General features: G+C 53.6%; 27 protein-coding genes. 12 read left to right on the top strand and 15 right to left on the bottom strand.

Going from position 1 to position 25386, the window contains the following annotated elements; translation table 11 throughout:
- Positions 1-219: 219 nt before the first annotated feature.
- The 4 genes from AAEY27_RS12145 (at position 220) to AAEY27_RS12130 (ending at position 4615) form a co-directional block, all read left to right on the top strand.
- Entirely contained in the window at positions 220-1290 is a 1071-nt protein-coding gene (locus AAEY27_RS12145; RefSeq protein WP_342320794.1) for an AI-2E family transporter, read from the top strand.
- Between the two features lie 391 nt (positions 1291-1681).
- Entirely contained in the window at positions 1682-2038 is a 357-nt protein-coding gene (gene mdtJ, locus AAEY27_RS12140; protein WP_342320793.1) for a multidrug/spermidine efflux SMR transporter subunit MdtJ, read from the top strand.
- Positions 2025-2354: a multidrug/spermidine efflux SMR transporter subunit MdtI gene (mdtI, locus tag AAEY27_RS12135; protein WP_342320792.1), complete on the top strand. Its 330-nt coding sequence runs from the start codon at positions 2025-2027 to the stop codon at positions 2352-2354. Before mdtJ ends, mdtI begins: the two co-directional genes overlap by 14 nt.
- A gap of 98 nt (positions 2355-2452) precedes the next feature.
- Positions 2453-4615, top strand: coding sequence for a putative bifunctional diguanylate cyclase/phosphodiesterase (locus AAEY27_RS12130; RefSeq protein WP_342320791.1), 2163 nt, complete (start codon positions 2453-2455; stop codon positions 4613-4615).
- A 1-nt stretch (position 4616) separates the two neighbouring features.
- On the opposite strand, the gene AAEY27_RS12125 is transcribed toward AAEY27_RS12130, so the two are convergent.
- The 3 genes from AAEY27_RS12125 to AAEY27_RS12115 form a co-directional block, all read right to left on the bottom strand.
- Positions 4617-5447 carry a trypsin-like serine peptidase gene (locus AAEY27_RS12125; protein ID WP_342320790.1) on the bottom strand — a complete coding sequence of 277 codons (831 nt, stop codon included), beginning with the start codon at positions 5445-5447 and terminating at the stop codon, positions 4617-4619.
- A gap of 282 nt (positions 5448-5729) precedes the next feature.
- Entirely contained in the window at positions 5730-6053 is a 324-nt protein-coding gene (gene asr, locus AAEY27_RS12120) for an acid resistance repetitive basic protein Asr (RefSeq protein ID WP_342320789.1), read from the bottom strand.
- 163 nt (positions 6054-6216) lie between these two features.
- Complete coding sequence (locus AAEY27_RS12115) at positions 6217-7701, bottom strand: carboxypeptidase M32 (protein WP_342320788.1); 1485 nt, start codon at positions 7699-7701, stop codon at positions 6217-6219.
- Positions 7702-7833: 132 nt separating this feature from the next.
- On the opposite strand from AAEY27_RS12115, the gene AAEY27_RS12110 reads away from it, so the two are divergent.
- Positions 7834-7926 (top strand): KPN_01571 family protein, encoded by a 93-nt coding sequence (locus AAEY27_RS12110; protein ID WP_342320787.1) that lies wholly within the window; start codon positions 7834-7836, stop codon positions 7924-7926.
- A gap of 60 nt (positions 7927-7986) precedes the next feature.
- Here AAEY27_RS12110 and AAEY27_RS12105 read toward each other — a convergent pair whose 3' ends face one another.
- Positions 7987-9237: an MFS transporter gene (locus tag AAEY27_RS12105; protein WP_342320786.1), complete on the bottom strand. Its 1251-nt coding sequence runs from the start codon at positions 9235-9237 to the stop codon at positions 7987-7989.
- A 119-nt stretch (positions 9238-9356) separates the two neighbouring features.
- On the opposite strand from AAEY27_RS12105, the gene AAEY27_RS12100 reads away from it, so the two are divergent.
- From AAEY27_RS12100 to AAEY27_RS12080, 5 genes are all read left to right on the top strand, one after another.
- Complete coding sequence (locus tag AAEY27_RS12100; protein WP_342320785.1) at positions 9357-10253, top strand: LysR family transcriptional regulator; 897 nt, start codon at positions 9357-9359, stop codon at positions 10251-10253.
- 129 nt (positions 10254-10382) lie between these two features.
- Entirely contained in the window at positions 10383-11603 is a 1221-nt protein-coding gene (gene mlc / locus AAEY27_RS12095) for a sugar metabolism global transcriptional regulator Mlc (RefSeq protein ID WP_342320784.1), read from the top strand.
- 125 nt (positions 11604-11728) lie between these two features.
- Entirely contained in the window at positions 11729-12424 is a 696-nt protein-coding gene (gene bioD, locus AAEY27_RS12090) for a dethiobiotin synthase (RefSeq protein WP_342320783.1), read from the top strand.
- Between the two features lie 186 nt (positions 12425-12610).
- Positions 12611-13459 (top strand): hypothetical protein, encoded by an 849-nt coding sequence (locus AAEY27_RS12085; RefSeq protein ID WP_342320782.1) that lies wholly within the window; start codon positions 12611-12613, stop codon positions 13457-13459.
- A gap of 305 nt (positions 13460-13764) precedes the next feature.
- Positions 13765-14070, top strand: coding sequence for a hypothetical protein (locus AAEY27_RS12080; protein ID WP_342320781.1), 306 nt, complete (start codon positions 13765-13767; stop codon positions 14068-14070).
- Positions 14071-14177: 107 nt separating this feature from the next.
- Here AAEY27_RS12080 and osmV read toward each other — a convergent pair whose 3' ends face one another.
- The 9 genes from osmV to AAEY27_RS12035 form a co-directional block, all read right to left on the bottom strand.
- Positions 14178-15326: an osmoprotectant ABC transporter ATP-binding protein OsmV gene (gene osmV, locus AAEY27_RS12075; protein ID WP_342320780.1), complete on the bottom strand. Its 1149-nt coding sequence runs from the start codon at positions 15324-15326 to the stop codon at positions 14178-14180.
- On the bottom strand, positions 15326-15973 hold the full coding sequence (gene osmW, locus AAEY27_RS12070) for an osmoprotectant ABC transporter permease OsmW (RefSeq protein WP_342320779.1): 648 nt from the start codon (positions 15971-15973) through the stop codon (positions 15326-15328). Before osmW ends, osmV begins: the two co-directional genes overlap by 1 nt.
- A gap of 9 nt (positions 15974-15982) precedes the next feature.
- Entirely contained in the window at positions 15983-16885 is a 903-nt protein-coding gene (gene osmX / locus AAEY27_RS12065) for an osmoprotectant ABC transporter substrate-binding protein OsmX (RefSeq protein ID WP_342320778.1), read from the bottom strand.
- A gap of 20 nt (positions 16886-16905) precedes the next feature.
- On the bottom strand, positions 16906-17616 hold the full coding sequence (gene osmY, locus AAEY27_RS12060) for an osmoprotectant ABC transporter permease OsmY (RefSeq protein WP_342320777.1): 711 nt from the start codon (positions 17614-17616) through the stop codon (positions 16906-16908).
- Between the two features lie 288 nt (positions 17617-17904).
- Positions 17905-18516: a Tat proofreading chaperone DmsD gene (dmsD, locus tag AAEY27_RS12055; protein ID WP_342320776.1), complete on the bottom strand. Its 612-nt coding sequence runs from the start codon at positions 18514-18516 to the stop codon at positions 17905-17907.
- A gap of 78 nt (positions 18517-18594) precedes the next feature.
- Positions 18595-19452, bottom strand: a complete 858-nt coding sequence (locus AAEY27_RS12050) for a dimethyl sulfoxide reductase anchor subunit family protein (RefSeq protein WP_342320775.1) — start codon at positions 19450-19452, stop codon at positions 18595-18597.
- A gap of 1 nt (position 19453) precedes the next feature.
- Positions 19454-20071: a DMSO/selenate family reductase complex B subunit gene (locus AAEY27_RS12045; RefSeq protein ID WP_342320774.1), complete on the bottom strand. Its 618-nt coding sequence runs from the start codon at positions 20069-20071 to the stop codon at positions 19454-19456.
- A gap of 10 nt (positions 20072-20081) precedes the next feature.
- Positions 20082-22520, bottom strand: a complete 2439-nt coding sequence (ynfE, locus tag AAEY27_RS12040; RefSeq protein ID WP_342320773.1) for a selenate/tellurate reductase subunit YnfE — start codon at positions 22518-22520, stop codon at positions 20082-20084.
- Positions 22521-22673: 153 nt separating this feature from the next.
- On the bottom strand, positions 22674-22955 hold the full coding sequence (locus AAEY27_RS12035; protein ID WP_342320772.1) for a DUF1161 domain-containing protein: 282 nt from the start codon (positions 22953-22955) through the stop codon (positions 22674-22676).
- Between the two features lie 184 nt (positions 22956-23139).
- Between AAEY27_RS12035 and AAEY27_RS12030 the strand changes: the two genes are divergently transcribed.
- The gene (locus AAEY27_RS12030; RefSeq protein ID WP_342325560.1) at positions 23140-23850 is read left to right on the top strand and encodes a YnfC family lipoprotein; all 711 of its coding nucleotides are present in this window, start codon (positions 23140-23142) and stop codon (positions 23848-23850) included.
- An 18-nt stretch (positions 23851-23868) separates the two neighbouring features.
- Here AAEY27_RS12030 and speG read toward each other — a convergent pair whose 3' ends face one another.
- Positions 23869-24429 carry a spermidine N1-acetyltransferase gene (gene speG, locus AAEY27_RS12025; protein ID WP_342320771.1) on the bottom strand — a complete coding sequence of 187 codons (561 nt, stop codon included), beginning with the start codon at positions 24427-24429 and terminating at the stop codon, positions 23869-23871.
- Between the two features lie 51 nt (positions 24430-24480).
- A complete protein-coding gene (locus AAEY27_RS12020; RefSeq protein WP_342320770.1) occupies positions 24481-24819 on the bottom strand; it encodes a DUF1283 family protein in 339 nt (112 codons plus the stop codon).
- A 134-nt stretch (positions 24820-24953) separates the two neighbouring features.
- Between AAEY27_RS12020 and AAEY27_RS12015 the strand changes: the two genes are divergently transcribed.
- Positions 24954-25280, top strand: a complete 327-nt coding sequence (locus AAEY27_RS12015) for a YnfA family protein (protein ID WP_342320769.1) — start codon at positions 24954-24956, stop codon at positions 25278-25280.
- Positions 25281-25386: the final 106 nt, after the last annotated feature.

Here is a 25386-nt window from a genome sequence, read left to right as displayed (position 1 = left end):
GTTCTCACGCATTGATCAAGTACCCAATGAAAGGATCATCAGAAGATCCTGATGTGAGAGGAAATTTAGCCGCCTTAAACTTTTAATGCTCCACGCTAACTAATGAGGATTTGCCGTCGCGAAACGTCTCTGCATTCTCCGCGAATGGAAGGGTAATTCTTTTACAATCAATAGGTAAGCCACTACACTTAGTTGCAATTTATCCAATGGACGGCTCGCATGACGACACTCAAAAGCAATAATTTCTTCTTTATCGTTTTGTTATTACTGGTAAGTCTGGCGTTTTTCAGCCTGATCCAGCCGTATTACTCCGCCATTATCTGGGCGGTGATCCTGGCCCTGATCTTTTATCCGCTGCGCAGGCGTCTGTCGGCGCTGATGAACGGGCGTAACGGTATCGCCTCGCTGATTACCGTGCTGCTGATCTGCATACTGGTTTTTATCCCGATGATGATCGTTATCTCTTCGCTTGCCGTGGAGATCAATAGCCTGTACCAGCGCCTGCAAAGCAATGCCACGGACTTGCCGCAACTATTGAGCAACGGGATTGCGCACCTGCCGGAGTGGGCAAAAAATTCATTGCGCGAAAATGATTTTGACTCGGTCGCGTCGATCCGAGAAAAACTCTCCGGCGTGGCGCTGAATGTCGGACGCTATCTGGCGGGCAGCGCGGTGATTATCGGCAAGGGCACATTGGGCATCACGGTCAGCTTCTGTCTGATGGTTTATCTGCTGTTCTTCTTGCTGAAAGATGGCGCATCGCTGGTGCGTAAAATCTACGAAGTGACGCCGCTGTCGGCGAAAATTAAACGCCGCTTATTCCTGAAATTCGCGGGTGTAGCACGGGCAACCGTGAAGGGTACGCTGGTGGTGGCGATAGTGCAGGGCGCGCTCGGCGGCATTGGTTTCTGGTTTGCCGGTTTTAATGGCAGCCTGCTATGGGCCGCGCTGATGGCGTTCTTGTCCCTGATCCCGGCGGTCGGCACCGCGATTGTCTGGATCCCGGCAGTGATTTTCCTCTACTCCACGGGTGAACTTGTCACCGCGACAATCTTGACGCTCTATTTCGTGATTGTGGTAGGTCTGGCCGACAATATTTTGCGCCCGCTGCTGGTGGGCAAAGATACCCGCATGCCGGATTACCTGATCCTGCTGACGACGCTCGGCGGTTTGCAGTTCTTTGGCATTAACGGTTTTGTGCTGGGGCCAATGATTGCCGCGTTGTTTATTTCCTCGTGGAATTTGCTGGCGGAAGCACGCGCCAATACGCTTAACGATCCGCAAAAATAAAACGGTAAACACGCTGTCGAAAATAAACGGCAGCGTGTATTACTTTCAGAAATAAATGCCGGGTAAAGAAGTGCAAAGGCTTTGAGTAAAATCTTAAGGCATGTTAAAAATACGCGGTGTTTAACCACTGAGGACAATTTTAATCCGCCCCGACGAGAAGCAATTCGCGGATAATTGTAACTATATGGACATGCTGTTCAGCAACCTGAATTCTGGCTTTTCCCTCCCTATCTCCTCTTGCTGCCTGCTTGCTGGCGACCAATACTGGCGCTCTGCGCTGTAGTTTTCTCTCTGCCTGAGCTCGCGCATGGCGCGGCTAACAACACTATTTTTCCGGTTTTCCGTCGAACGGTAAGCCGCAGGGAATTGTATTCTCAAGCAGGAGAAAAAAATGATTTATTGGATTTTATTAGCGCTGGCCATTATTGCTGAAATAACCGGCACACTGTCGATGAAATGGGCAAGTATTAACGGTAGTCACAGCGGTTTTATTTTAATGCTGGTGATGATCGCCCTCTCTTATATTTTGCTGTCGTTCGCGGTGAAAAAAATTGCCCTCGGCGTGGCCTACGCATTATGGGAAGGCATCGGCATTGTATTGATAACCGTGTTGAGCGTCGTTCTTTTTGATGAACCGCTATCGCCGCTCAAAGCGGCCGGGCTGACAACGCTTGTGATCGGCATTGTGTTGATTAAATCCGGGACGCGCAAAACTGTGTGTCAGGAGTGTAACCATGTCGCCGTTTGAGTGGGTTCACGCGTTATGGCTGGCTATTGCGATCGCGCTGGAAATTCTGGCCAATATTTTCTTAAAACTTTCCGACGGTTTTCGTCGCAAGCTGTACGGCTGCGGGTCGTTGGTCGCCGTCTTAGCCGCGTTCAGCGCGTTATCGCAGGCGGTGAAAGGTATCGATCTTTCCGTTGCTTACGCGCTGTGGGGCGGGTTTGGTATTGTCGCCACGCTTGCCGCTGGCTGGGTGCTCTTCGGCCAGCGCCTGAACGGCAAAGGCTGGCTCGGCCTGGTGCTGCTGATTATCGGTATGGTATTAATAAAAATCGCATGATGTGACGTTGCCCGTGATTGCGGGCAACGAAATTCGCTGGCTGTATTACGCTTAGAAGACAAAGACTAACGTTACGGGCCACCAGTAAGGAACGGTCGATGCTCAATCCGTTAAGCTGGCGCAATATCCCGACGGCAAGAACGCTGTTTGTTATGGTTTTTTTGGCGGGGATTGGGCTGATAGTTTCCGTTGTTGCGCTGCTCTATCTCTCTTTGCATTTGATCAGCACCAAAGCCAATGAAATTGACGAACACCGCACGGCGCTTTCGGTGCAGGGCGCAATCCAGACCTCGGTCAACCGCACGCGTTCGCTGGTTATCGACAACGCCGTCTGGGACGACGCGGTGCGCGAAGTCTATCCTCCACGGCTGGACACCGGTTGGCTGTACAACACTTGGGGCGCGGGCTTCAAGGTCAATAATTTGTATGACGGCACTTTCGTGCTGGATGAACATTTCGCGGTGATTTGGGGATCGTTTCGCAGCGAACCGTTTAACGAGCGCAATCTCGCCTTTTTCGGTGACGGTCTTGCCGCCTTGATTCGTGACAATGCCCGACCGCTACAGGCTGGCAAAGAGATTTTCGCCGGTATCACCCGCACCCGCCAGGGCGTCGCGTTTGTCAGTATCGGGCTTATCCGCCCGATGATGGGCCGGCTTGAGGTGTACGACAGCACCCGCCGTTACCTGGTGATTACCCGCCATGTGAATGCGCAGTTGCTGAGCGATCTCGGCAATACGTTTCAAATCCAGGATCTGCGTTTAACGCCGCAAAAAGTGGTGGAAACCAGCGTGCCGCTGCGCGATTCCGCCGGGGGATTGTTGGGGTATCTGGGCTGGACGCCGCATATGCCTGGCGCAGAAGCGGCGCAGGCGGCGGCCGCCAATATTCGCCAAATCGCGATGCTGGCCTCCGGCCTGATCCTGCTGTTCATCGCGTTGAGCAGCGCGGGCTTATATAAGCTGGCGAAAGGGGAAAAAATGGCGCGCAACATCGCGCTGACCGACTGGCTAAGTCGTTTACCCAACCGGCGCGCGCTGATCGAACAGCTGGAGCAGTGGAGCGCGTTGGGCAATAACGATTTGATAAGCGTGGTATTTATCGATCTGGATGGCTTTAAAGACGTCAATGATATTTACGGTCATGATGTCGGCGATCGGCTGATTGTCACTATTGCGCAGACGCTGCGCGAAAAAATGCCGACCGACGGAATGCTGGCGCGCATGGGTGGCGATGAGTTTGCCATGACCCTGAGCGGGCCGTGGTCGGTGGAAAAAGCCGCCGACTTTGCCAAAAACGTGTTGCAGTACCTGCATACTCCGGTGCGTATCGGCAAACGCACCATCCATATTGGTGCCAGCGTTGGCATTGCCAGCGGCACGCTGGTGGAGTGCTCCAGTTCCGAACTATTTCGCCGTGCCGATATCGCCATGTATCACTCAAAAATTACCGGCAAAGCCCGCATTACGCACTACGATGCAGCGTTGAACAGCGCGCGTGAGCGGCAATTAATGATCGAAAATGACATCCGCGAGGGACTGGAGCGCGAAGAGTTTGATGTCTGGTATCAGCCGATTGTCGATGCGCACAGCCAGACCATGATCGGCGTCGAGGCGCTGGCGCGCTGGCCGCGTCGCCCGGATGGCGAGCTAAAACCGGATGACTTTATCCCAATCGCCGAAACCAGCGGGCTTATCTATGCGCTCGGGCAATTTGTCCTGCGCCGCGCCTGTAGCGATTTGCAGCAGATAGACACTCTGAAACTGTCGGTAAATATCTCGCCCGCGCAATTTCGCGATCCGGAGTTTGAAGACAAAGTAGCCCGAGTGCTGGAAACCTGCCTTTTCCCGGCGCACCGCTTACAGCTGGAAGTGACAGAAACCTACGTGCTGGAAAACCCCGAGCGCGCTCGTTCGGCCATCGCCAATTTAAAAGCGTTGGGTACGGCGGTGGCGCTGGATGATTTCGGTACCGGCTATTCGAGCATTGGTTACCTGCGGCGCTTTAATTTCGACACCATCAAGATTGATAAATCGCTGGCCGGGCTGGTGGACGACGATGTGCAGGCCTCGGCGCTGGTGAGCGGCACCATCCGCATTGCCAGCGCGCTGGGCATGCAGGTAGTGGCCGAAGGGGTGGAAAATGAGAAACAGATGAAGCTGCTGCGCCAGGCGGGTTGCGAGCAGTTGCAGGGCTATTACTTTAGCCCGCCGCTGCCGCTCAATGAGATTTTGCAATTACCGATTTGGCGCAAGCGCTAAGTTACTCTTCCGGCTCTCTCGCCAGTGCTTCCAGCTTGTCACGAAAACCGGTCACGGAAATGGCGCGGTTATCGGCGCGCCAGCGATCTTTCGCCGCCGGAGCCGAACTTTGCACCGCAATCAGTTGCCAACCGGCATCCGTTTTTAACATCAATGGCGAACCGCTGTCGCCCGGCAGCGTATCGCACTGGTGCGACAGCACGCTGCTTTGCGCCCAGCCGGTCACAATGCAATCTTCGTGGCTGAATAAATTATCGAGATGATCTTCCGGGTAACCGGCCTGAGTCACTTTTCGCCCGGCGGTTTTCAGCGCGGCGGTAAGCTCATCTTTATCACCGGTAAAAATCGGCAGCGGCGTAATGCCAGAAGGCGGGTAACGCAGGACGATCAGACCAAAATCCCAGGAGGCGGCAGAAGAGGGAACAATCCAGCCGTCGCCATCGGGCTTGAGCCGATGGCCGAGCGACGCGTCAACACGCCCTTCGATACCGTGAATTTCATAGCGCCAGCTGCCGCGTTGCGAAACAAAACGCAGCGCTACGGCTTTATCGGCTTTGCCGTCCGGCGGCGTTAACAGGCAGTGCCCGGCGGTTAACGCCAGGTGTGGGGAAATAAGTGTCGCGGTGCACAAATTGCCGCTGGCGGTTTCTAACTGGCCGATGGCATCCCACGGTGCTCTTGTCGGCGTGGCTACACGCACGCGATCGTCATGACCGAAAAAAAGCGTTTTCACATCACGGGCGCTTATAACATCCTCGTCGCCATCGTCAGCATGCCCAACGGCAGAAAACAAAAGCAGCGGTCCCAGTAACAGCACAACGATTTTTCGCATATCACACTCGGGTGGGGGTAATTATGATTATTAAACGTAAGCCCAGGTTAATAAATATAGACGGGACGCGAAGAAAGTGGGAGTAAAATCAGCGTGCTACATCAGTAAAGGTAGAAGCGGATGGCGATAAGCGCGCAGAGGATCAACATCATGAGAATCACTTCAAAACGATAACGTCGCATCATCCAGTGGCCTCCAGAGAAAAACGGCGCTTTACCCAAAGGGTCAGCGCCGACTTATCACGGCATTCATACGGCGAATGCCGGTTACAGACACGTTTACTTATGCAGCTGGTTGTGCAGCCGGTTTGGTGGCAGTGTGTTTAACGTGTTTTTTGTGTTTTTTAGCAGCCTGAGCTTTCTGCTCTACAGCCGGTTTAGCGGCTGCTTTTTTGTGGTGTTTTTTAGCAGCCTGCGCTTTTTGTTCAGCCGCTTTTTTGTGTTTTTTGTGGACTTTTTTCGCCGGAGCCGCTTTAGCAGCCGGAGCAGCAGTCGTGGTGGTCGGCGCAGCAGCCGGTGCCTGAGAGGTGGCAGCAGTGTCAGCAGCGAAAGCAGCAGAAGACAGACCCATAGCAGCGGCAACAACCAGAGCTAATACTTTTTTCATTCCGATATCCTCGAATTGGTTTCTTCATTCAACCCCACTGCGGGGCCGTTGAAAGCACTATATCCCTGTAAACACACGGCTTCCGTGAGTGATTGGTATCGGCGTGTAACGGAATGTACAAAGGCGATGTACCGCGCCGGAGCTGGCGCCCGGCGCGGATTTGTCACAGATAACGGCGGGTAAGATGCTGGCGGAAATAGTCGGCGTTCAGCGCTTCGCCGGTGGCGTTAGCGATTAATTGCGCGGTGCTGAAGCGGCTGCCGTGCTGCCAGATATTCTGGCGCAGCCAGTCGAACAGGGCGGTGAAATCCCCTTCGGCGATCGACGCGTCCAGATCCGGCAACGCAACGCGCGCAGCGTGGAAAAGCTGTGCCGCATACATTGCGCCAAGGGTGTAAGACGGGAAGTAACCAAAGCCGCCGTCCGTCCAGTGAATGTCTTGCATGCAGCCATTGCGGTAATTACCTTCGGTGGAAATCCCCAGCCAGGCCTGCATTTTTTCATTCCACAGCGCGGGAATGTCATCCACTTCAATCTCGCCGTCGATCAGCGCGCGCTCAATTTCATAGCGCAGAATGACGTGCGCCGGGTAGCTGACTTCATCGGCATCCACGCGGATATAACCCGGCTTCACACGCTGGTTCCAGGCGATAAAGTTCTGCTCTTCAAACGCCGGTTGCATACCAAAACGCTGGCTAATCGCCGGTTGCAGGCGGCGCAGGAAGGCGTCACTGCGACCCAGTTGCATTTCAAAGAACAGACTTTGCGATTCGTGAATGGCGGTAGAACGCGCCAGCGCGATCGGCTGGCCTGGCCAGCTGCGCGGCAGATTCTGCTCGTAACGGGCATGACCGGTTTCATGCACCACACCGAACAAGGCGCTCAGCAGTTCGTTTTCGTCGTAACGGGTGGTGATGCGTACATCTTCCGGTACACCGCCGCAGAAAGGATGGGCACTGACATCCAGGCGCCCGCCGTTAAAGTCAAAACCCAGCACCTGCATGGCCTGCAAGCCGAGTTCGCGCTGGTCGGCAATCGGGAAGGGGCCTTGCGGCGCAATCAGGGTTTGCTGTTCCTGTTTTGCCACGGCCTGTTTGAGCAGATCCGGCAGCCAGGATTTTACGTCGCCAAACAGTTCATCGAGGCGTGCGCTGGTCATATCCGGTTCGAACTTATCGAGTAACGCATCATAAGGCGAACAGCCTTTTGCCGCCGCGCGCAGTTTGGCCTCTTCGCGGGCGAGTTTTACCACCTCTTTCAGATTGGCGGAGAAACCCGTCCAGTCATTTGCCGGGCGCTGCGTGCGCCAGGCGTGTTCGCATTTGCTGCCCGCCAGTGACTGGGCTTCGACCAGCGCTTCCGGCAGCAGGGCGGCTTCCTCGTAATGGCGCTGCATTTCACGCAGGTTGGCTTGTTCAATATCGTTCAGATCTTCCTGCTTCGCGCCTTCAATCCACTGACCGACCTGTTTATTGGTCAGAATTTGATGGCGCAGCACGCTAAGTTCCGCCAGCGCTTCACCGCGCGCGGCGCTGCCGCCCGGCGGCATCATGGCGAACATGTCCCAACTGGCAATAGAGGCGAGGTGTGAAAAGCGCGACAGGCGCAGGAACGTGCGGGTAAGTTGTTGATAATTTTGCGTATCCATAGTGCCTCTGATTTTTAGTGTTTGTTAACGTAACCGCCTAAAAGTAGTAGTTCTGCGGTTAATCTGAAAATTTGTACCATAATAAAAAAATCTCATTTACATAACCAATAACAACACAGCACAACAAAAACCATGAATCCTTTTGTCTGGGTGATCTTTGCTCTGATGGTGCTTGACGCAGTGCGAGAAGTTATGGGTGCTACGTCCATTTTAGGTTTGTTTTAACGCGCACACAGAGCCAATAAAAAAGCCCCGCATCGCAGGGCTTGCATCTCTTTTCGTGCATTAACGCAGGCGCGAATGAAGCCTGCTACCTACCAGCACGGCAATCACCAACATGGCTGCGATAAACCCGCCGACGCCATTCCAGCCGTAGCTGTGCCAGAACACGCCGCCTAATGTCCCGGCGACGCTGGAGCCCAAATAATAGCTGAACAGGTAGAGCGAAGAAGCCTGGCCTTTGGCACGCTTCGCGCGCGGGCCAATCCAACTACTGGCGACCGAGTGCGCGGCGAAGAAACCGGCGGTAAACAGCAACATGCCGATGAAAATAAGCGCCAGTGACGAGAATAGTGTCAGCAATAAGCCAAGCAACATGATGGTGGTCGAACCGATCATTACCGGGCCGCGCCCGTATTTGCTGGTCATCGCCCCCGCTTTCGGTGAACTCCAGGTGCCGGTTAAATAGGCCACTGACAACAACCCGACGACCGCCTGGCTCAGCATCCACGGGGATTGCATCAGCCGATAACCGATATAGTTGAACAGCGTGACGAACGATCCCATCAGCAAAAAGCCTTCAAGGAACAACAGCGGCAGGCCTTTGTCGCGCCAGTGCAGGCGAAAATTAATAAACAGCGTTTTCGGGCGCAGTGATGCCGGGCGGAAATGGCGCGATTCAGGCAGGATTTTCCAGAACATCAGCGCCGAGGCCAGCGCAAAACAGCCAATCACCGCCAGCGCGATACGCCAGGTAAAGAAGTCGGTAAAGACACCGCTCAGTAAGCGTCCGCTCATGCCGCCGATGGAGTTACCGCTGATATACAACCCCATCGAAAAGGCGACAAAACTCGGGTGGATCTCTTCGCTTAAGTAAGTCATCCCCACCGCCGCCACGCCGCTCAGCGATAAACCGACCAGCGCGCGCATCACCAGAATGCCGTGCCAGCTGGTCATCATCGTCGATAATAATGTGCAGCAGGAAGCCAGCAGTAGCGCGGTCACCATCACTTTTTTGCGGCCAATCGCATCCGACAACGGCCCGGTAAACAGCAAGCCAATCGCCAACATGCCGGTCGAAATCGAGAGGGAAATACTGCTACTGGCTGGCGAAACGCCGAATTCATGGGACAACACCGGCAAGATGGGCTGGACGCAATAAAGCAGGGCGAAGGTCGCAAGCCCGGCGGAAAACAGTGCCAGCGTGACGCGCATAAATTGGGGAGTACCACGTTTGATAAATTGTCCCGGCAAAGAGACAGGTTTTTCGTTGACGACGCTTGCCGGCTCGGTGTCAACGGTTGTTGTACGACTCACTTGAGATCCTTACGTTTCATACCCGTGATTTGGGTGACGGGCTTACCACGCTGTAAAGGGTATGAAAGGCACAATATTCTGTCTAATATATTAATAATCTCAAATGATACTTTATACATATGAATATCGAACTGCGTCACCTACGTTACTTTATTGCCGTGGCCGAAGAACTGCATTTTGGTCACGCCGCCGCGCGACTGAATATTTCGCAGCCGCCGCTCAGCCAGCAAATCCAGATCCTTGAACAGCAGGTCGGCGCGCGTTTGCTGGCCCGCACCAACCGCAGCGTATCGCTGACACCCGCTGGAAAACAATTTCTTGCCGACAGCCGGCAAATCTTAAGCCAGGTCGATGAAGCTGCCGCCCGCGCCGTTCGGCTGCATCAGGGGGAAACCGGCGAGTTGCGTATTGGCTTTACTTCTTCCGCGCCCTTTATCAAAGCGGTTTCCGACACGCTCTCATCGTTTCGCCAGCGCTATCCCGACGTGCATATCCAGACGCGGGAAATTAATACCCGCGAGCAGATCGCGCCGCTCAATGAAGGCGTACTGGATCTGGGGTTGATGCGCAATACGCCGCTGCCCGACACGCTGGCGTGGGAGGTTATCCTGCGCGAGCCGCTACTGGCGATGATTCACCAAAATCACCCACTGGCGGCACGCGATGCCGTGTCGCTCATCGAGCTGGCGCAAGAGCCATTTGTCTTTTTCGACCCGCATGTCGGGACCGGGTTGTATGACGAGATCCTCGGGCTGATGCGCCGCTATCAGTTATCGCCCACCATCACCCAGGAAGTGGGCGAGGCGATGACCATTATCGGGCTGGTAGCGGCAGGCCTTGGCGTGTCGATTCTTCCGGCTTCATTTCATCGTGTGCAACTGAGTGAAATGCGCTGGATACCGATCATCGAGCCGGACGCGGTGTCTGAAATGTGGTTGGTCTGGTCAAAACACCATGAGCAGGGAACGGCGGCCGCGCGCTTTAAGCAGCAATTATTGGCAGCCGCTGGCGGATGATTTTTGCGCATAAGTCATTGCAAAATGTGCGGTAAATCACAAGCCGGGGTAAATATTTGACGACGGCTACTGAAGTGTTTCACCATAGCCGGACGATTATTTCGAAGCGCGAAAATAAGGGAGACAGAGGTGGTTGCTGATAGTCAGCCTGGGCATATTGATCAAATAAAGCAAACTAACGCGGGGGCGGTGTATCGCCTTATTGATCAGCTTGGCCCGGTTTCGCGCATCGACTTGTCCCGCCTCGCGCAATTAGCGCCGGCAAGTATTACCAAGATTGTGCGCGAAATGCTCGAAGCCCACCTGGTGCAGGAGACGGAAATTCAGGAGCCTGGCAGCCGCGGTCGCCCGGCGGTTGGGCTGGTGGTGGAAACAGAAGCCTGGCACTATCTCTCGCTGCGCATTAGCCGGGGCGAAATATTCCTCTCGCTGCGCGATCTCAGCAGCAAACTGGTGGTGGAAGACCGGCTCGAACTGCCGCTGACCGATCCGCAGCCGCTGCTTAACCGTATCATTAGCCATATCGACCAATTTTTTACCCGCCATCAAAACAGACTCGAGCGCCTGACCGCCATTGCCATTACGCTGCCTGGTATCATTGACACTGAAAACGGCATTGTTCATCGCATGCCGTTTTATGAAGACGTGAAAGATATGCCGCTGGGTGAAGCGCTGGAAAAGCACACCGGCGTGCCGGTTTACGTGCAGCACGATATTAGCGCCTGGACGATGGCGGAAGCGCTGTTTGGCGCGTCGCGCGGCGCAAGGGATGTGATTCAGGTGGTGATTGACCATAACGTCGGCGCGGGCGTGATCACCGATGGGCGCTTGCTGCATGCAGGCAGCAGCAGCCTGGTGGAGATCGGTCATACGCAAGTGGATCCGTACGGTAAACGCTGTTATTGCGGTAACCACGGCTGCCTGGAGACCATCGCCAGTGTGGAAAGCGTACTGGAACTGGCGCAGTTGCGCATGAGCCAGTCAATGAGTTCGATGCTGCATCAACAACCGCTGACAGTCGCGTGGCTATGCCAGGCGGCGCAGCAGGGCGATCTGCTGGCGAAAGATATTATCAGCGGCGTCGGGGCGAATGTCGGGCGCATCCTGGCGATCATGGTGAATTTGTTCAACCCGCAAAAAATATTGATTGGCTCTCCGCTCAGTAACGCAGCGGATGTGCTGTTCCCGGCGATTACCGACTGCATCCGTCAACAGGCGTTGCCCGCGTATAGCCGACACATCTCCGTGGAGAGCACGCAGTTTACCAACCAGGGGACAATGGCGGGTGCCGCGCTGGTAAAAGACGCGATGTATAACGGATCTCTGCTTATTCGTTTGTTACAGGGTTAACATTTTTGTCTTGTTGCGACAAAAATTGCGCTATCTCAAACTGAGCACTCATCACTTCCCTTAGACTTTCCCCACTGAATTATTTTCCTGGTTTATATTTTCGTTGCTTAACGGTGGAGTTATTTATGCTTAAGCGTTTCTTTGTAACGGGTACAGACACTTCTGTCGGGAAGACAGTGGCGTCCCGCGCGCTTCTTCAGGCGCTGGCTGCCAGCGGCAAGACTGTGGCAGGTTATAAGCCTGTTGCGAAAGGGAGTGCGGCGACGCCGGAGGGGCTGCGTAATAAAGACGCGTTGGTGCTGCAAAGCGTTTCCTCGGTGGATTTGCCCTACAAGGCGATCAATCCCATCGCCTTAAGTGAAGAAGAGAGCAGCGTCGCGCACAGCTGCCCCATCAATTACACCTTACTTTCCAATGGCTTGGCCTCTCTTTGTGAGCAGGTTGATCATGTGGTTGTTGAAGGCACCGGCGGCTGGCGTAGCCTGATGAACGATTTGCGTCCGCTTTCCGAGTGGGTCGTGCAGGAGCAAATGGCGGTACTGATGGTGGTGGGGATTCAGGAAGGGTGCCTCAACCATGCGCTGCTGACCGCGCAGGCAATTGCCAGCGACGGCCTGCCGCTGATTGGCTGGGTGGCAAACCGCATTAATCCTGGCCTTGCGCATTACGCCGAAATCATCAACGTGCTAAGTAAAAAACTCCCCGCACCGTTAATTGGCGAACTGCCGTATTTGCCGCGCCCGGAACAGCGCGATTTAGCGCAATATATCAATCTGCAAATGGCGACCGGCATGTTAGTCGCCGACCGCGTGCTGGCCTGATACGTTTCTTTTTGACCCGGCTTATTAGGTTTATAAACCTGTAGGCTGGGTTATAAGTCAATCTCTCATTAATTAACTTTATGAAATATCCGAAATGCATTCAGGGTATTTTTAAACACCGCTATCCTTAAATATTATACAGGGGAACCGAAAACCATTACTTCTCTTGCTCTGGAGCTTAATAAAATGTATGACTATCAAAATAAACCAGCTAAAGAAACGTCTCAAATAGATAGTCCAGCCTCTGAGATTAGTATTCACCGACGCACAGTTCCAATACAAGACCCGGGTCTGGAAGAAGAGCGTAGAAACTGCCTCGCTATATTAGATGAGGCGATATCAAAACTTCAGAATAAAAATCTTTCGGCAGATACTAAAAATAAAATTAGAGAAATATTTGAAGGTTCAACATCGCAAAGTAAAATCAAAACTTCTCGCTTTAAGGATGAATTACTGTTGCGGTTTGAATATATGCGTCGCAGACTATCATCTGCAAGGTTTTTTTATAATAAAGATTATTCGGCGTATAGCCCGACGACTACAGCGTACGTGCATTCTCAAGAAACATCTAATATAGCGATTAATATTACAAATTATTATATTGAACAGATGGGAACGCCGTTCAATTTAATGACGTTATTACATGAAGTGTCACATTTTTCAGACATTAAAAGAAAACCGAAGTGGGATAAATTATATCGTGAGTCAGGAACAGAAGATTACTTTTATGCATCTGATCCAATGACCGATGATACGCAAGAGTATATTCAGAAATCGATTGCGGGGTTGGGGAAATTTTATAATAAAATGAATGATATAGAGTATTCTAAATCAATAGGACGACCGAAAGGCCTGAGTAGGCTGAAAACCGCTCTTAATAATGCTGATCATATTGCACTATTGGCATTGAATCTCGGGAAAGAAAAAGTAAAAGAAGCACAATATATTGACTTTAGTAAGCGTCATCCGATAGTGCAAAGGATCATAAAAGAGCAACAAGCGAGACGCGAAGCAAGGAGAAATGCTGGTAATTAATGTTAGTGCTGGGTCGGGCGTTTATTTGGTCTACAGGCTTCACCGGTGATTTAATTTAATCATGAAATATCCGAAAATCATTCCTGACTTTTTTTAACATGGCTATCCTTACTGGAACGTGTCGCCCGGAGTTAAAAGCCATGTACGCCTACGCGAAAGAAAAAAAACAAACCGCAAAGTTCTGTGTATTCTGCGGAGCAAGAAGATAATGCCATGACTGAACGCGAGGCGATTGCAAAATTTCCTTAAGCAAGAACACCGCAGGAGGGTGGTCCCTGGCGGGAGGACATAGTTCGACAAATTTAGTGCTGCACGAATATGCCCATGCAATAGATCACAGTTTTGGCGAAAAAGCATTAATGGGACCAAAGGGCACGGGCGAAGTTGGGGATTTTGTGAGCAGAAGAGATAGCTTTGTATCCGCCTGGGAAAAGGATTTGGGTAATACGACACCAGAATCACCCAATAATTATTATTGGCAAGGTGGCGCCAGTGGCGGGGCGGAAGACGCTTTTGCGGAGGGATTCAGCGACTTATATCTGGGATCCAATGCGCGTGATTGGCCAAATATTAAGTCTTATATCGCGCAAAAAATGAAATCGATTAAATAAGTACAGCAGTTGTAGGCCGGATAAGCATTTACGCGCCATCCGGCAATCAAAGCGTCATCCGAAAATTCGCCGGATGGCGGCTACCGCCTTATCCGGCCTACAGGGCATTAGTTATCGCTATGAATATTCAGCACCCGGCGTGTTCTACCGGAGCTTAAGTATTCCGCAATATAGTCCTGCGATATCTCGCCGTTGTAACGTCCCTCTTCATCGACAATCGGCATCCAACTGGTGTTGCTCTCATAAAGCCGCGAGAGCACCACGCGCAGGTTATCTTCGGCTTTGCCGGTCATGCGGAACGGGTGTAACAATCCGGCGCAATCGCCCGCGATATTTTTCGCTTCACGGCGTTTCACAAAACCCAGCGGTTTGCCCGCGCCATCAACAACCGTAACGGCACGCATGTCGTTGTCATCCATTGTCGTGAAGGCTTCAGCGGCGGATGTCGATTCACGCACGGTGATGGTCGGCTGTTGATCGGTCACGTCGCCCGCAGACACCAGCAGCAGGCGCTTCAGCGTACGGTCCTGGCCGACAAAGGAACCGACAAATTCATTGGCCGGTTTCGCCAGCAGTTCATCGGGGCTGGCGCACTGAATAATGCGCCCCTGGCGGAACACCGCGATACGGTCGCCAAGTTTCAGCGCTTCGTCGATGTCGTGGCTCACCAGCATCACCGTTTTTTTCAGTTTGCGCTGCATCTCTAAAAATTGGTTCTGAATGACTTCACGGTTGATCGGGTCGACCGCGCCAAACGGTTCATCCATCAGCAATACCGGCGGATCCGCCGCCAGCGCGCGAATAACCCCAATACGCTGCTGCTGACCGCCGGACATTTCACGCGGGTAGCGATGAAGGAATTTTTTCGCATCCATCGCCACCATATCCATTAACTCTTCCGCACGGCTTTTGCAGCGGGCTTTATCCCAGCCCAGCATGCGCGGCACCACGGTAATGTTCTCCTCAATAGTCATATTGGGGAACAGGCCGATCTGCTGAATCACATACCCGATGTTGCGGCGCAGGGTCACGGTGTCCATGCCGTTGGTGTCTTCGCCGTTAATCAAAATCGTGCCGCTACTCGGCGCAATCAGGCGGTTGATCATCTTCAACGTCGTGGTTTTACCACAGCCGGAAGGGCCGAGCAGAACGCACATTTCGCCTTCCGGCACATTCAGGTTCACATTGTCGACAGCCTTCATGGTCTGGCCGTTTTTCTGTGTAAATTGTTTGGTCAGATTTTCCAGTTTAATCATTATCGAATCCCCTTCGGCGTCAGCACAATTTGTAAGCGGTGCAATAACCAGTCGAGCACAATCGCCAGTAAACAGATCATCAGCGCACCAGCAATCAACATACGGATATCACTGCTGCCAATGCCGTTAAGCAACAACAGCCCCAGGCCGCCCGCGCCAATCACGGCGGCAATCGCCATCACGCCAATATTCATCACCACAGCAGTACGAATACCGCCAAAAATCACCGGCAGCGCCATGGGGATTTCCACCCAGCGCAGGCGTTGCCAGAATGTCATGCCGATGCCGCGACCCGCTTCCCGCAGCCCTGGCGGCAGGCTGTCCAGCGCGGTATGCGTGTTACGTACAATCGGCAACAACGAATAGAGAAAGACCGCCGTGATAGCGGGCAGGGCGCCGATACCCTGACCGATCAGCGAAAACAGCGGAATCATCAACCCGAACAGGGCGATCGACGGAATAGTCAGTACCAGCGTCGCCAGGCCAAGTACCGGCGTGGCAAGCCATTTATGGCGGACAATCAAAATGCCCAGCGGTACGCCAATCACAATCGCCAGGCCCACCGCCAGCAGCACCAGCCACAGGTGCTGGAAGGTGAGGCTCGCCAGATAGCCCGCGTTTTCCATCATGTAATGAATCGTGTCCATAGGCTCTCCTTACAGCAACCCTTTCTCGCGCAGGAAGTCATGAGCGACTTGCTGCGGCGTCTGGTGATCGATATCGACTTTGGCGTTGAGCGCGATAATGACCTCGTTATTCAACAGCCCGGACAGTGTATCCAGCGCCTCTTCCAGCCCTGGATTCGCCTCCAGCGTGTCTTTGCGCACCACCGGCGTCACCGCGTAGCTCGGGAAGAAGCCTTTATCATCTTCCAGTACTTTCAAATCGAAGCCTTTCAGGCGGCCATCGGTGGTGTAAACCAGCCCGGCATCAACAAAGCCGTCGCGAATGGCGTTATAGACAAGACCGGGATCCATCTGGCGAATTTGCGGGCGATCCAGCCCCATCGCATAGGCTTGTTGCAGCGGCTTCATCCCGTCGCTGCGCCCGGAGAATTCCAGATCCAGCCCCAACAGCCAATTGTTATCCGGGTCGGTTTTGCGGATCTGCTCAATCTTCGCCACCAGTTCCGACATGGTGTTGATATGTTCGGCTTCCGCGCGTTTACGCTGCATGGCAAACGCGTAGGTGTTGTTCATATCCGCCGGTTTCAGCCATACCAGACCGTGTTTTGCATCGAGGCGCTTCACGGTTTCGTAGGATTCTTCAGGCGTCATACGCTTATTGATGTGGTTGAAGATAATCAGCGAGGTACCGGTGTATTCCCACGTCATATCAATCTGTTTGTTGATCATCGCGTTACGAGAAATCACCGTGGCGATATTGGTTTGCGGCTGAACCTGAAAACCCTTCTTTTGCAGGTACTGCACGGTCATGGCCGACAAAATATGCTGCTCGGTAAAACTCTTGGTCGCCAGAATCAGCGGCGCGGCGTGCGCACTTACGCTAAACAGTGCCGCAGCGGCAAGCCAGCCCAACAGGTGGGTAAGTCGTTTCATTGCGTTCCCTCTTATCGTTATCAGGCGGTGTGCGGGCTAAGGAAGCGTCCCAGCGTCGCCAGCAAGGTGTCGAGGATCAGGGCGAACAACGCGGTGGCGGCTGCGCCTAAAATCAACGTCGGGAAGTCGTTCAAATAGATGCCGGGGAAGATCAGCTCGCCATAACTGCTGGCACCAATCAGGAACGCCAGCGGTGCGGTACCGACATTAATGGCGGTGGCAATGCGAACCCCGGACAAGATAACCGGCAACGCATTGGGTAATTCCACCTGGCGCAGACGTTGCCATTTGGTCATGCCGATGCCATTAGCGGCCTCGATTAAGGATGCCGGAACCGAGCACAACCCGGCGTAGGTGTTACGCACAATGGGCAGCAGCGAGGCGAGGAACAGCGCAATAATGGCGGGCGTATCGCCGATACCAATTACCACCATCGCTAACGCCAGTACTGCCAGCGGGGGCAGCGTGTTACCGACGTTAAAGATTTGCATCACATATTCCGCCACACCGCGCGCAGCGGGGCGGCTTAAAAGGACACCGCTCGGTATTCCCACCAGTAGCGCGAAGAACATCGAACTGAACACCAAAATTAGGTGCTGTTGCCCGAGATAAACCAAATCAACCTGGCGTGCTTTGATCGTTTCCAGACCAATGCCCCAGGTCAGTAACGCCAAAACAACGACAATTCCGGCGATAAATAACAGCGCACGGTTAAGCATGGATGTTTGCATTGCAGTGTGTCTCCCTGTTTGCATGCGTTATGGCAACGGAGGGTTGCGTGTTGTTATGCCATGTTCGGCAGGGTGATTGAGCTATAGCAAGCGCCTGGGAAGGATTCCAGTTTACCGTTTCGTTTTTAATACGAAGCTCGCGGCGTTCAGAGGGAGTTAACCCTTATGGCGTAACGCCTGTATACAAGAAATAGAGAATTGTCTTAAAAAGGAAGCGTTGAAGTGACACCGTCACGGAAAAGATTGCGGGTGTAAATTATCCCGGCCTGTTTAGCCGGGAAAAAAGTGCTAACGAAACAGGGGTTTCTGCGCCACTGGGATCAACAGGTGAGATTGCCAATCCGCCAGGGTGAGTTGAGTGAGTTGGGCCAGCGACTGCCAGAAAGGGTGTTGCGCGTTATCGGCAAATTCGCTGAGGAAACGCCCGCTCCAGGGGAGCAGATGCCACGCCAGCAGTTGATCGCAGGCCTGGGTGTTTCCTTGTTCCGCCAGCCAGGCTGCGAGTAACAATAATGCACCGACGTGATCTTCCGGCTCGTTTTGCCGGGTTTCAAAGGCAATGTTGTTGTCACGCATCCACTGGCGAAGCGCCAGTGTCGAGTCACCAAACAACACACTCTCTTTATCAAGCCACACGGAACCCCACGGCGGAGCGGGTAATGCCCACGGGCCAATCAACAGGCGCTGCCAGGCTTCATTGAGCGGTTCGTCGCTGGGTGCGGAAAACCCTTTTACCAGCGGAGCAAGGTCGTTCTGCGCCAGCGGCCACTGTTCAAGCCAGTCATGGCGGGTAAACGCGGCAACCAGCGGCGCGCACGGCTCGCTGTCCGGCGGATAGTAAAACAGCGCGCCCAATACGCGGGCGGTAAAAATAAAGGATTCACGAGTTTGAACAGTCATCGGGGCCCCGTAATTTCGGCCATTTGTAGGCCGGATAAGGCGCAAGCCGCCATACGGCGGTCGTTGCGCCAAAGACAATCAACCTGCAACAGCGACGCCAACGGTCATATGCAGACCATAAAACAGGCCGCGACCAATCAGCTCCCCGGCAGCGACCAACACAATGCCCGCAAGCAGGCTAAGAATGTGCGGTTGCTTGCGCATCACCAGTGGGCAGATCCAACAGCCCAGCCCAAGCGCCACCAGCAGCAAGCGTACCACCTGCAATGTGCCGTAATCCGGCACCAGCGCGACGGCTTGTTGCACCGAACTGTGGATTTCGCCCAACTGCACGCTCTGCAACATCACCACCGCAACGCTCGCCACAAGCGCGGTAATGCTGATGGCTGCAAAGCGGGAAGCACGAAAGCGCATGCCCGCCAGGCGCAGCAGCAGCGCCGCCAGCAGCGGCCCGCCGACCAGCATGGTCAGGAAGAACGCGGCAGTGGTGTAACCGTTATGCCAGGTGGGCACGGTATCAATCTGATAAACCCGCGTCATCGCCCAGACAAACAGCACGCCGAGCACCATGCTGACAATCAGCCAGACGCGCCCCAGCGCAGCCGGCATTTTGCCAAGCCAGCTCAGCAGCCACCAGAATCCGCCAACGGCGAAAAACAGCGAACCGGCGGCGATTTCATTGCTCAGCCCCGACGCACCAATACGGTTCAGGGAGTTAAAGGCGCGCAGCGGCGAGCCGAGGTGCATCATTGAGGCGATAAACCCAATGCCCATCAGCACCCAGAGGAAAAACTGGCTGCGGACAATGCGCACCTGGCCAATGTGGTCGTCTTTGTTGGTCATCCAGACCAGGCCGGTGACAATCAATCCGCCCGCCACGCACTGGCCGAGCACCGTAAACAGGACCAGCGGCCATTCATGCCATCCGTTTCCCATTTCACACCTCCTGAGGGTTTGCCAGGTAGCCGGTGGTATCCCCTGTTGGGCGGCTATTGGCGTTGGGTTTGATGACAATGTTCGGCTTCGTGAAGTGTGACGCCGGGAACGGCGCGACAGCGGCCAGCGAACCGTGCTGTTTACGTAACTCGTCGATCGGGCCGAAATCCAGCGCGCGCAGCGGGCAAGATTCAACACAAATCGGCTTTTTGCCGTCCGCAACGCGGTCGTGGCAGCCGTCGCACTTGGTCATATGGCCTTTCGCCGCATTGTATTGCGGTGCGCCGTATGGGCAGGCCATATGGCAGTAACGACAGCCGATGCAAACATCTTCATCCACCACCACAAAACCGTCTTCGCGCTTATGCATTGCGCCGCTCGGGCACACTTTGGTGCAGGCCGGATCTTCGCAATGGTTACAGGAGATGGAGAGATAGTAAGCAAAGACGTTCTGATGCCAGATGCCGTTATCTTCCTGCCAGTTGCCGCCAGCGTATTCATACACGCGGCGGAAGCTGACATCCGGAGTTAAGTCTTTGTAATCTTTACAGGCCAGTTCGCAGGTTTTACAACCGGTGCACCGGGCAGAATCAATAAAAAATCCATACTGCGTTGTCATCGGTTACTCCTCAAACCTTTTGAATGTCGACCAGGTTGGTGTGCTGCGGGTTGCCTTTCGCCAGCGGCGACGGACGGTGCGTGGTCAGCGTATTCATGCAGCCACCATGATCGACGCGATCGCCGTCCATATTGGCCTGATGCCACGCGCCCTGGCCCATCGCGCTGACGCCCGGCATAATGCGCGGCGTCACTTTGGCGGCAATGCGCACTTCGCCGCGTGCGTTAAACACGCGCACCATGTCACCGTGGGCGATACCGCGACGCTCGGCGTCAATCGGGTTGATCCACACCTCCTGGCGGCAGGCCTCTTTCAGCACATCAATGTTGCCGTAGCTGGAGTGAGTTCGGGCTTTGTAGTGAAAACCGAAGAGTTGCAGCGGGAATTGGTCGCGCGCCGGGGAGTCCCAGCCTTCAAAAGTCGAGGCATAAACCGGCAGTGGGCTGATCACGTCATCTTCTTTTAGCTCCCAGGTGTTGGCGATTTTTGCCAGGTCGCTGGAGTAAATTTCGATTTTGCCAGACGGCGTTTTCAGCGGGTTGGCATCCGGGTCGTCGCGGAATTTTTTATACGCCACAAAGTGCCCGTTCGGGTCTTTGCGCTTATAAATGCCCATCGCTTTGAGATCGTCATAGGAAGGCAGTTGCGGATCTTTCGCCACCATTTTGGCGTACAGATACTTCAGCCACTCTTCTTGCGTGCGGCCTTCGGTGAACTTCTGGTAAATGTCCGGCCCCAGGCGGCGGGCGATTTCGCTGGTGATCCAGTAAATGCCTTTGCGCTCGAACTTCGGCGCGGTGACTGGCTGAAGGAAGATCAAATACCCCATGTTCCCGGCGTAATCGTTGGGAATAATGTCTTCTTGCTCAACGGTCATCAGATCCGGCAGCAGAATGTCAGCGTACATCGCCGACGAGGTCATGAAATTCTCGATGACCACAATCATTTCGCACTTGCTGTCGTCTTGCAGCACATCGTGGGTATGGTTGATGTCGCCATGCTGGTTGGTGATGGTGTTGCCGGCGTAGTTCCAGATGAACTTGATCGGCACATCAAGTTTATCTTTGCCGCGCACGCCATCGCGCAGGGCCGTCATTTCCGGGCCATGATCAATGGCGTCGGTCCAGGTGAAGCAAGAGATCGACGTTTTCACCGGGTTTGCCGGCATCGGCATACGTTCGATGGTAATGGTATAAGTCGATTCGCGCGCGCCGCTGTTGCCGCCGTTAATACCAACATTGCCGGTGAGAATCGGCAGCATGGCAATTGCGCGGGAGGTCAGCTCGCCATTGGCCTGGCGCTGCGGTCCCCAGCCCTGGCAAATGTACGCCGGTTTGGCGGTGCCGATTTCGCGCGCCAGTTTGATGATCTTATCGGCGGGAATACCGGTGATATGCGACGCCCATTGCGGCGTTTTCGCCATGCCATCTTCGCCTTGGCCGAGAATATAGGCTTTGTAATGGCTGTTAGCGGGGGCGTCGGCGGGTAGGGTTTTCTCATCGTAGCCGACGCAATATTTATCGAGGAACGGCTGGTCGACGAGGTTTTCGTTGATCAATACCCAGGCCATACCAGCGACGAGCGCGGCATCGGTGCCTGGGCGAATCGGCACCCATTCGTCTTCACGCCCGGCGGCAGTGTCGGTGTAACGCGGGTCAATCACGATCATCCGCGCATTGGAACGTTCGCGCGCCTGCTCAAGGAAATAGGTAATGCCGCCGCCGCTCATGCGGGTTTCCGCCGGGTTGTTACCGAACATCACCACCAGTTTGGTATTTTCGATATCCGACGTGCTGTTACCTTCGTTGGAGCCGTAGGTGTAGGGCATCGCGCAGGCAATTTGCGCGGTGCTGTAAGTGCCGTATTGGTTGAGAAAACCGCCGTACATCGCCATCAGACGGGCAATGATCGAGGCAGAAGGGGAAGAGCGGGTAATGTTGCCGCCGACAATTCCGGAGGAGTAGTTAATGTAAACCGCTTCGTTACCGTATTTTTGCACCACGCCTTTCAGGCTGTTGGCAATGGTATCGAGAGCTTCGTCCCAACTGATGCGTTCAAACTTGCCTTCGCCACGTTTGCCCACGCGTTTCATCGGGTAGTTGAGGCGATCCGGGTGGTTGATGCGTCGACGAATAGAACGCCCGCGCAGGCAGGCGCGAACCTGGTGATTGCCATAAATATCGTCGCCGGTGTTGTCGGTCTCTACCCAGTAAACTTCGTCGTCGCGCACGTGCAAACGCAGTGCGCAGCGGCTACCACAGTTAACTGAACAGGCTCCCCAAACCACTTTGTCGGGGGCGGGCTGCATTGCCTGTTGTACGGCGGCTGCGGCAGAGCGCATGCCGAAAGGAAGAGAAAAACTGCCTGCTGCCAGCGCCAGAGATCCTATCGCGGTGGACTTCACCAACGTTCGTCGACTAATCCCCCCAGGGTGTTCCACTTCAGACATAGCTCACTCCATTATTATTTATAATTAAAAGAACTTACCCGCCTGGATTAAAAGCAGGCTAATGATAGGAGCATGATAATCATTAGGGAGTAGAAGAATCTTAAGCGGGATCAAATAGAGGGAAATCCCCCTAAAAATAAGGGGGATTGGGATTTACTGATTGCTGTTACTTGGCTCGCCCTGCGGGGCTGCACCGTTGGTGCGGGTGTAGAGAATTTTATAGCTATCATTGGCACAATGACCGACAACTTGTGCATCCGCCTGATCGGCTTGATCATTTGGCACGACGGTCAGTGTAAAACCCGATTCCGGGACGCCGTTATTGATAATCTTTTGCTGGATGTCCGTTTTTACCCGTTCGCATGAGTCCGGGGCCGCAAATGCAGGAACAGAACCCACCAGCAGTAATGCACACAGCCAACGTGAATATCGCATTCTCGTCTCCTTTTATTATGCCCGTTTTAAGCTTAGCACCTGCCTGGCAGATAAATTCCTGAAACATCTGAATTAAGCGTGCAGTGCGCAATGCGCCAGGCATCGTTACACATAAGTCGCTGCCCTAAGTTGTAAATGATTTGCTAATATAAGCGCCATCATGAAGCAAACTGTGGTGAACCCATTGAAAAAACAGCTGTTACTTATCTCTCTGGCCGTGTTATTGGCCGGGTGTGATGAGGAAAAAGGACCCGTCGCGTTCACGCCTGAGATGGCGAGTTTTTCGAATGAATTTGATTTCGATCCTTTGCGCGGCCCGGTCAAAGATTTCAGCCAGACCCTGCTCAATGAAAAGGGCGAAGTGACCAAGCGTGTGACCGGAACGATGTCGAAAGAGGGCTGTTTCGATACGCTCGAACTGCACGATCTGGAAAATAATAATGGCGTGTCGCTGGTGCTGGATGCCAACTATTACATCGAAGCGGAAACTCAGGAAAAACGTCTGCGTTTGCAGGGAAAATGCCAGTTGGCTGAGTTCCCGTCTGCGGGCGTGACCTGGGACACGGATGATAAAGGGTTTATCGTGCGCGCCTCGGGCAAAGATATGGAAGTGAAATACCGTTACGATAGCGAAGGTTACCCGCTGGGGAAATCTACCACCTCAAAAGACGCCCATTTGAACGTTGCGTCTACGCCATCAACGGATAAACGCAAAAAGCTCGATTACACGTCGGTCAGCACGCTGAATGACAAACCGCTGACCAAAGTGAAGCAGGTCTGTGAATATGACGGGCATAACAACCCGCTCAGTTGCAGCCTGGAAATTGTTGATGAGAGTGTGACGCCGCAGGTAACGCACAAATTCAGCATCAAAAACACCATTGAGTATTATTGATGCCGTCAACCACCGCGCTTATTGCGCGGTGGGTTTTAACAGCGTGGTGCCGCTGGTTTTGTGCTCTTGCAGGTATTGCTGCTGGAAAATGCACATGCGGATGGTGTTGCGGTACTCGCCATTAATAAAGAACTCATGAATTAATTCGCCCTCCACCATAAACCCCAGCTTGCGGTAAATGTGAATGGCTTTCTCATTCTCTTTATCAACGATCAGATAGAGCTTATACAGGTTCAACACCGTAAAACCGTAATCCATTGCCAGTTTTGCCGCCTTTGACGCCAGGCCTTTGCCTTGATATTCCGGCGAGATGATGATTTGAAACTCCGCGCGGCGATGAACATGGTTTATTTCCACCAGCTCCACTAATCCGGCTTTTTCACCATCGCATTCGACCACAAAACGCCGCTCGCTCTGGTCATGAATGTGTTTGTCGTACAGATCCGACAATTCAACGAAGGCTTCGTACGGCTCTTCAAACCAATAGCGCATCACACTTGCGTTGTTATCGAGTTGATGGACAAAACGCAGATCCTCGCGTTCAAGCGGCCGAAGACGAACGGTATACGCGTCACTCATGAAAAATCCTTTCTCTGAAGTGGAATCGGGCGCAGTGCGCGCCCGGCGTGGTTACTGAATTTGACGACCGGTACGGCGATCCAGGCAACGCAGGGTGTTCGGTTCCCAGTACGCATTCAGATTGCTGCTTTTCTGGCAGTTATCCTGCGCGTCAAACGCGACGTCGGTTTTATCCCACTCTTTTTCCACGCGTTTGTTCACTTTAGTGCGCAGGTTACGGGTGTCATTCCATTGCTCTTTTTCCATCGCCGCAGATTGACGGCTTTGCGCGTTGTCGCCGGATTCAATCACCAGACGGTTGGTTTCAGCCATTGCGGAAGTGGTGTACACGATGGCACCCAGCGTCAGCATTGCGGTGAGGCACAGGCGTTTGCTAAGTGTAATAGTCATTGCGATTTCCTATTTTGGGAAAGAAACAGTTTTATTCTATGCGATCTCTGCCGGCCAGCATACCGGCGAGAAACCGACACTATGAGCATTATCGAGTAAGATGGTTCAACCAAGTTTGAATAAAAGTATCAGAAATGCTCAAAACAACGCTGCTCTTCTTCGCTACCGCGATTTGTGAAATTGTCGGTTGCTTCCTGCCCTGGTTATGGCTCAAACGCGGCAACACGCCGTTATTACTGATCCCCGCCGCGCTTTCACTTGCGCTGTTTGTCTGGTTGTTAACGTTGCATCCGGCGGCCAGCGGACGCGTTTATGCCGCTTACGGTGGTGTTTATGTCTGCACGGCGCTTATCTGGCTGCGCGTGGTAGATGGCGTGAAACTCAGCGTTTATGACTGGCTCGGCGCGGCGATCGCCTTGTGCGGCATGTTAATCATCGTTGCAGGATGGGGCCGGGCATAAGCAATTTTTAAATTTTTGTGATCAAAAGCCGCTTTTTTGATCGTTATACTTGTATGGTAGTGGCCGGATTGCTTAAGTTTCTTGCATCACGTTAAAACGCTGCAAG

Origin of the sequence: Kosakonia sp. BYX6, assembly GCF_038449125.1 — a bacterium.
In the GTDB taxonomy this organism is placed as follows: Bacteria; Pseudomonadota; Gammaproteobacteria; order Enterobacterales; family Enterobacteriaceae; genus Kosakonia; species Kosakonia calanthes.
Note: the sequence above shows the minus strand (reverse complement) of the source record. Positions and strands in the feature narration are given on the sequence as shown.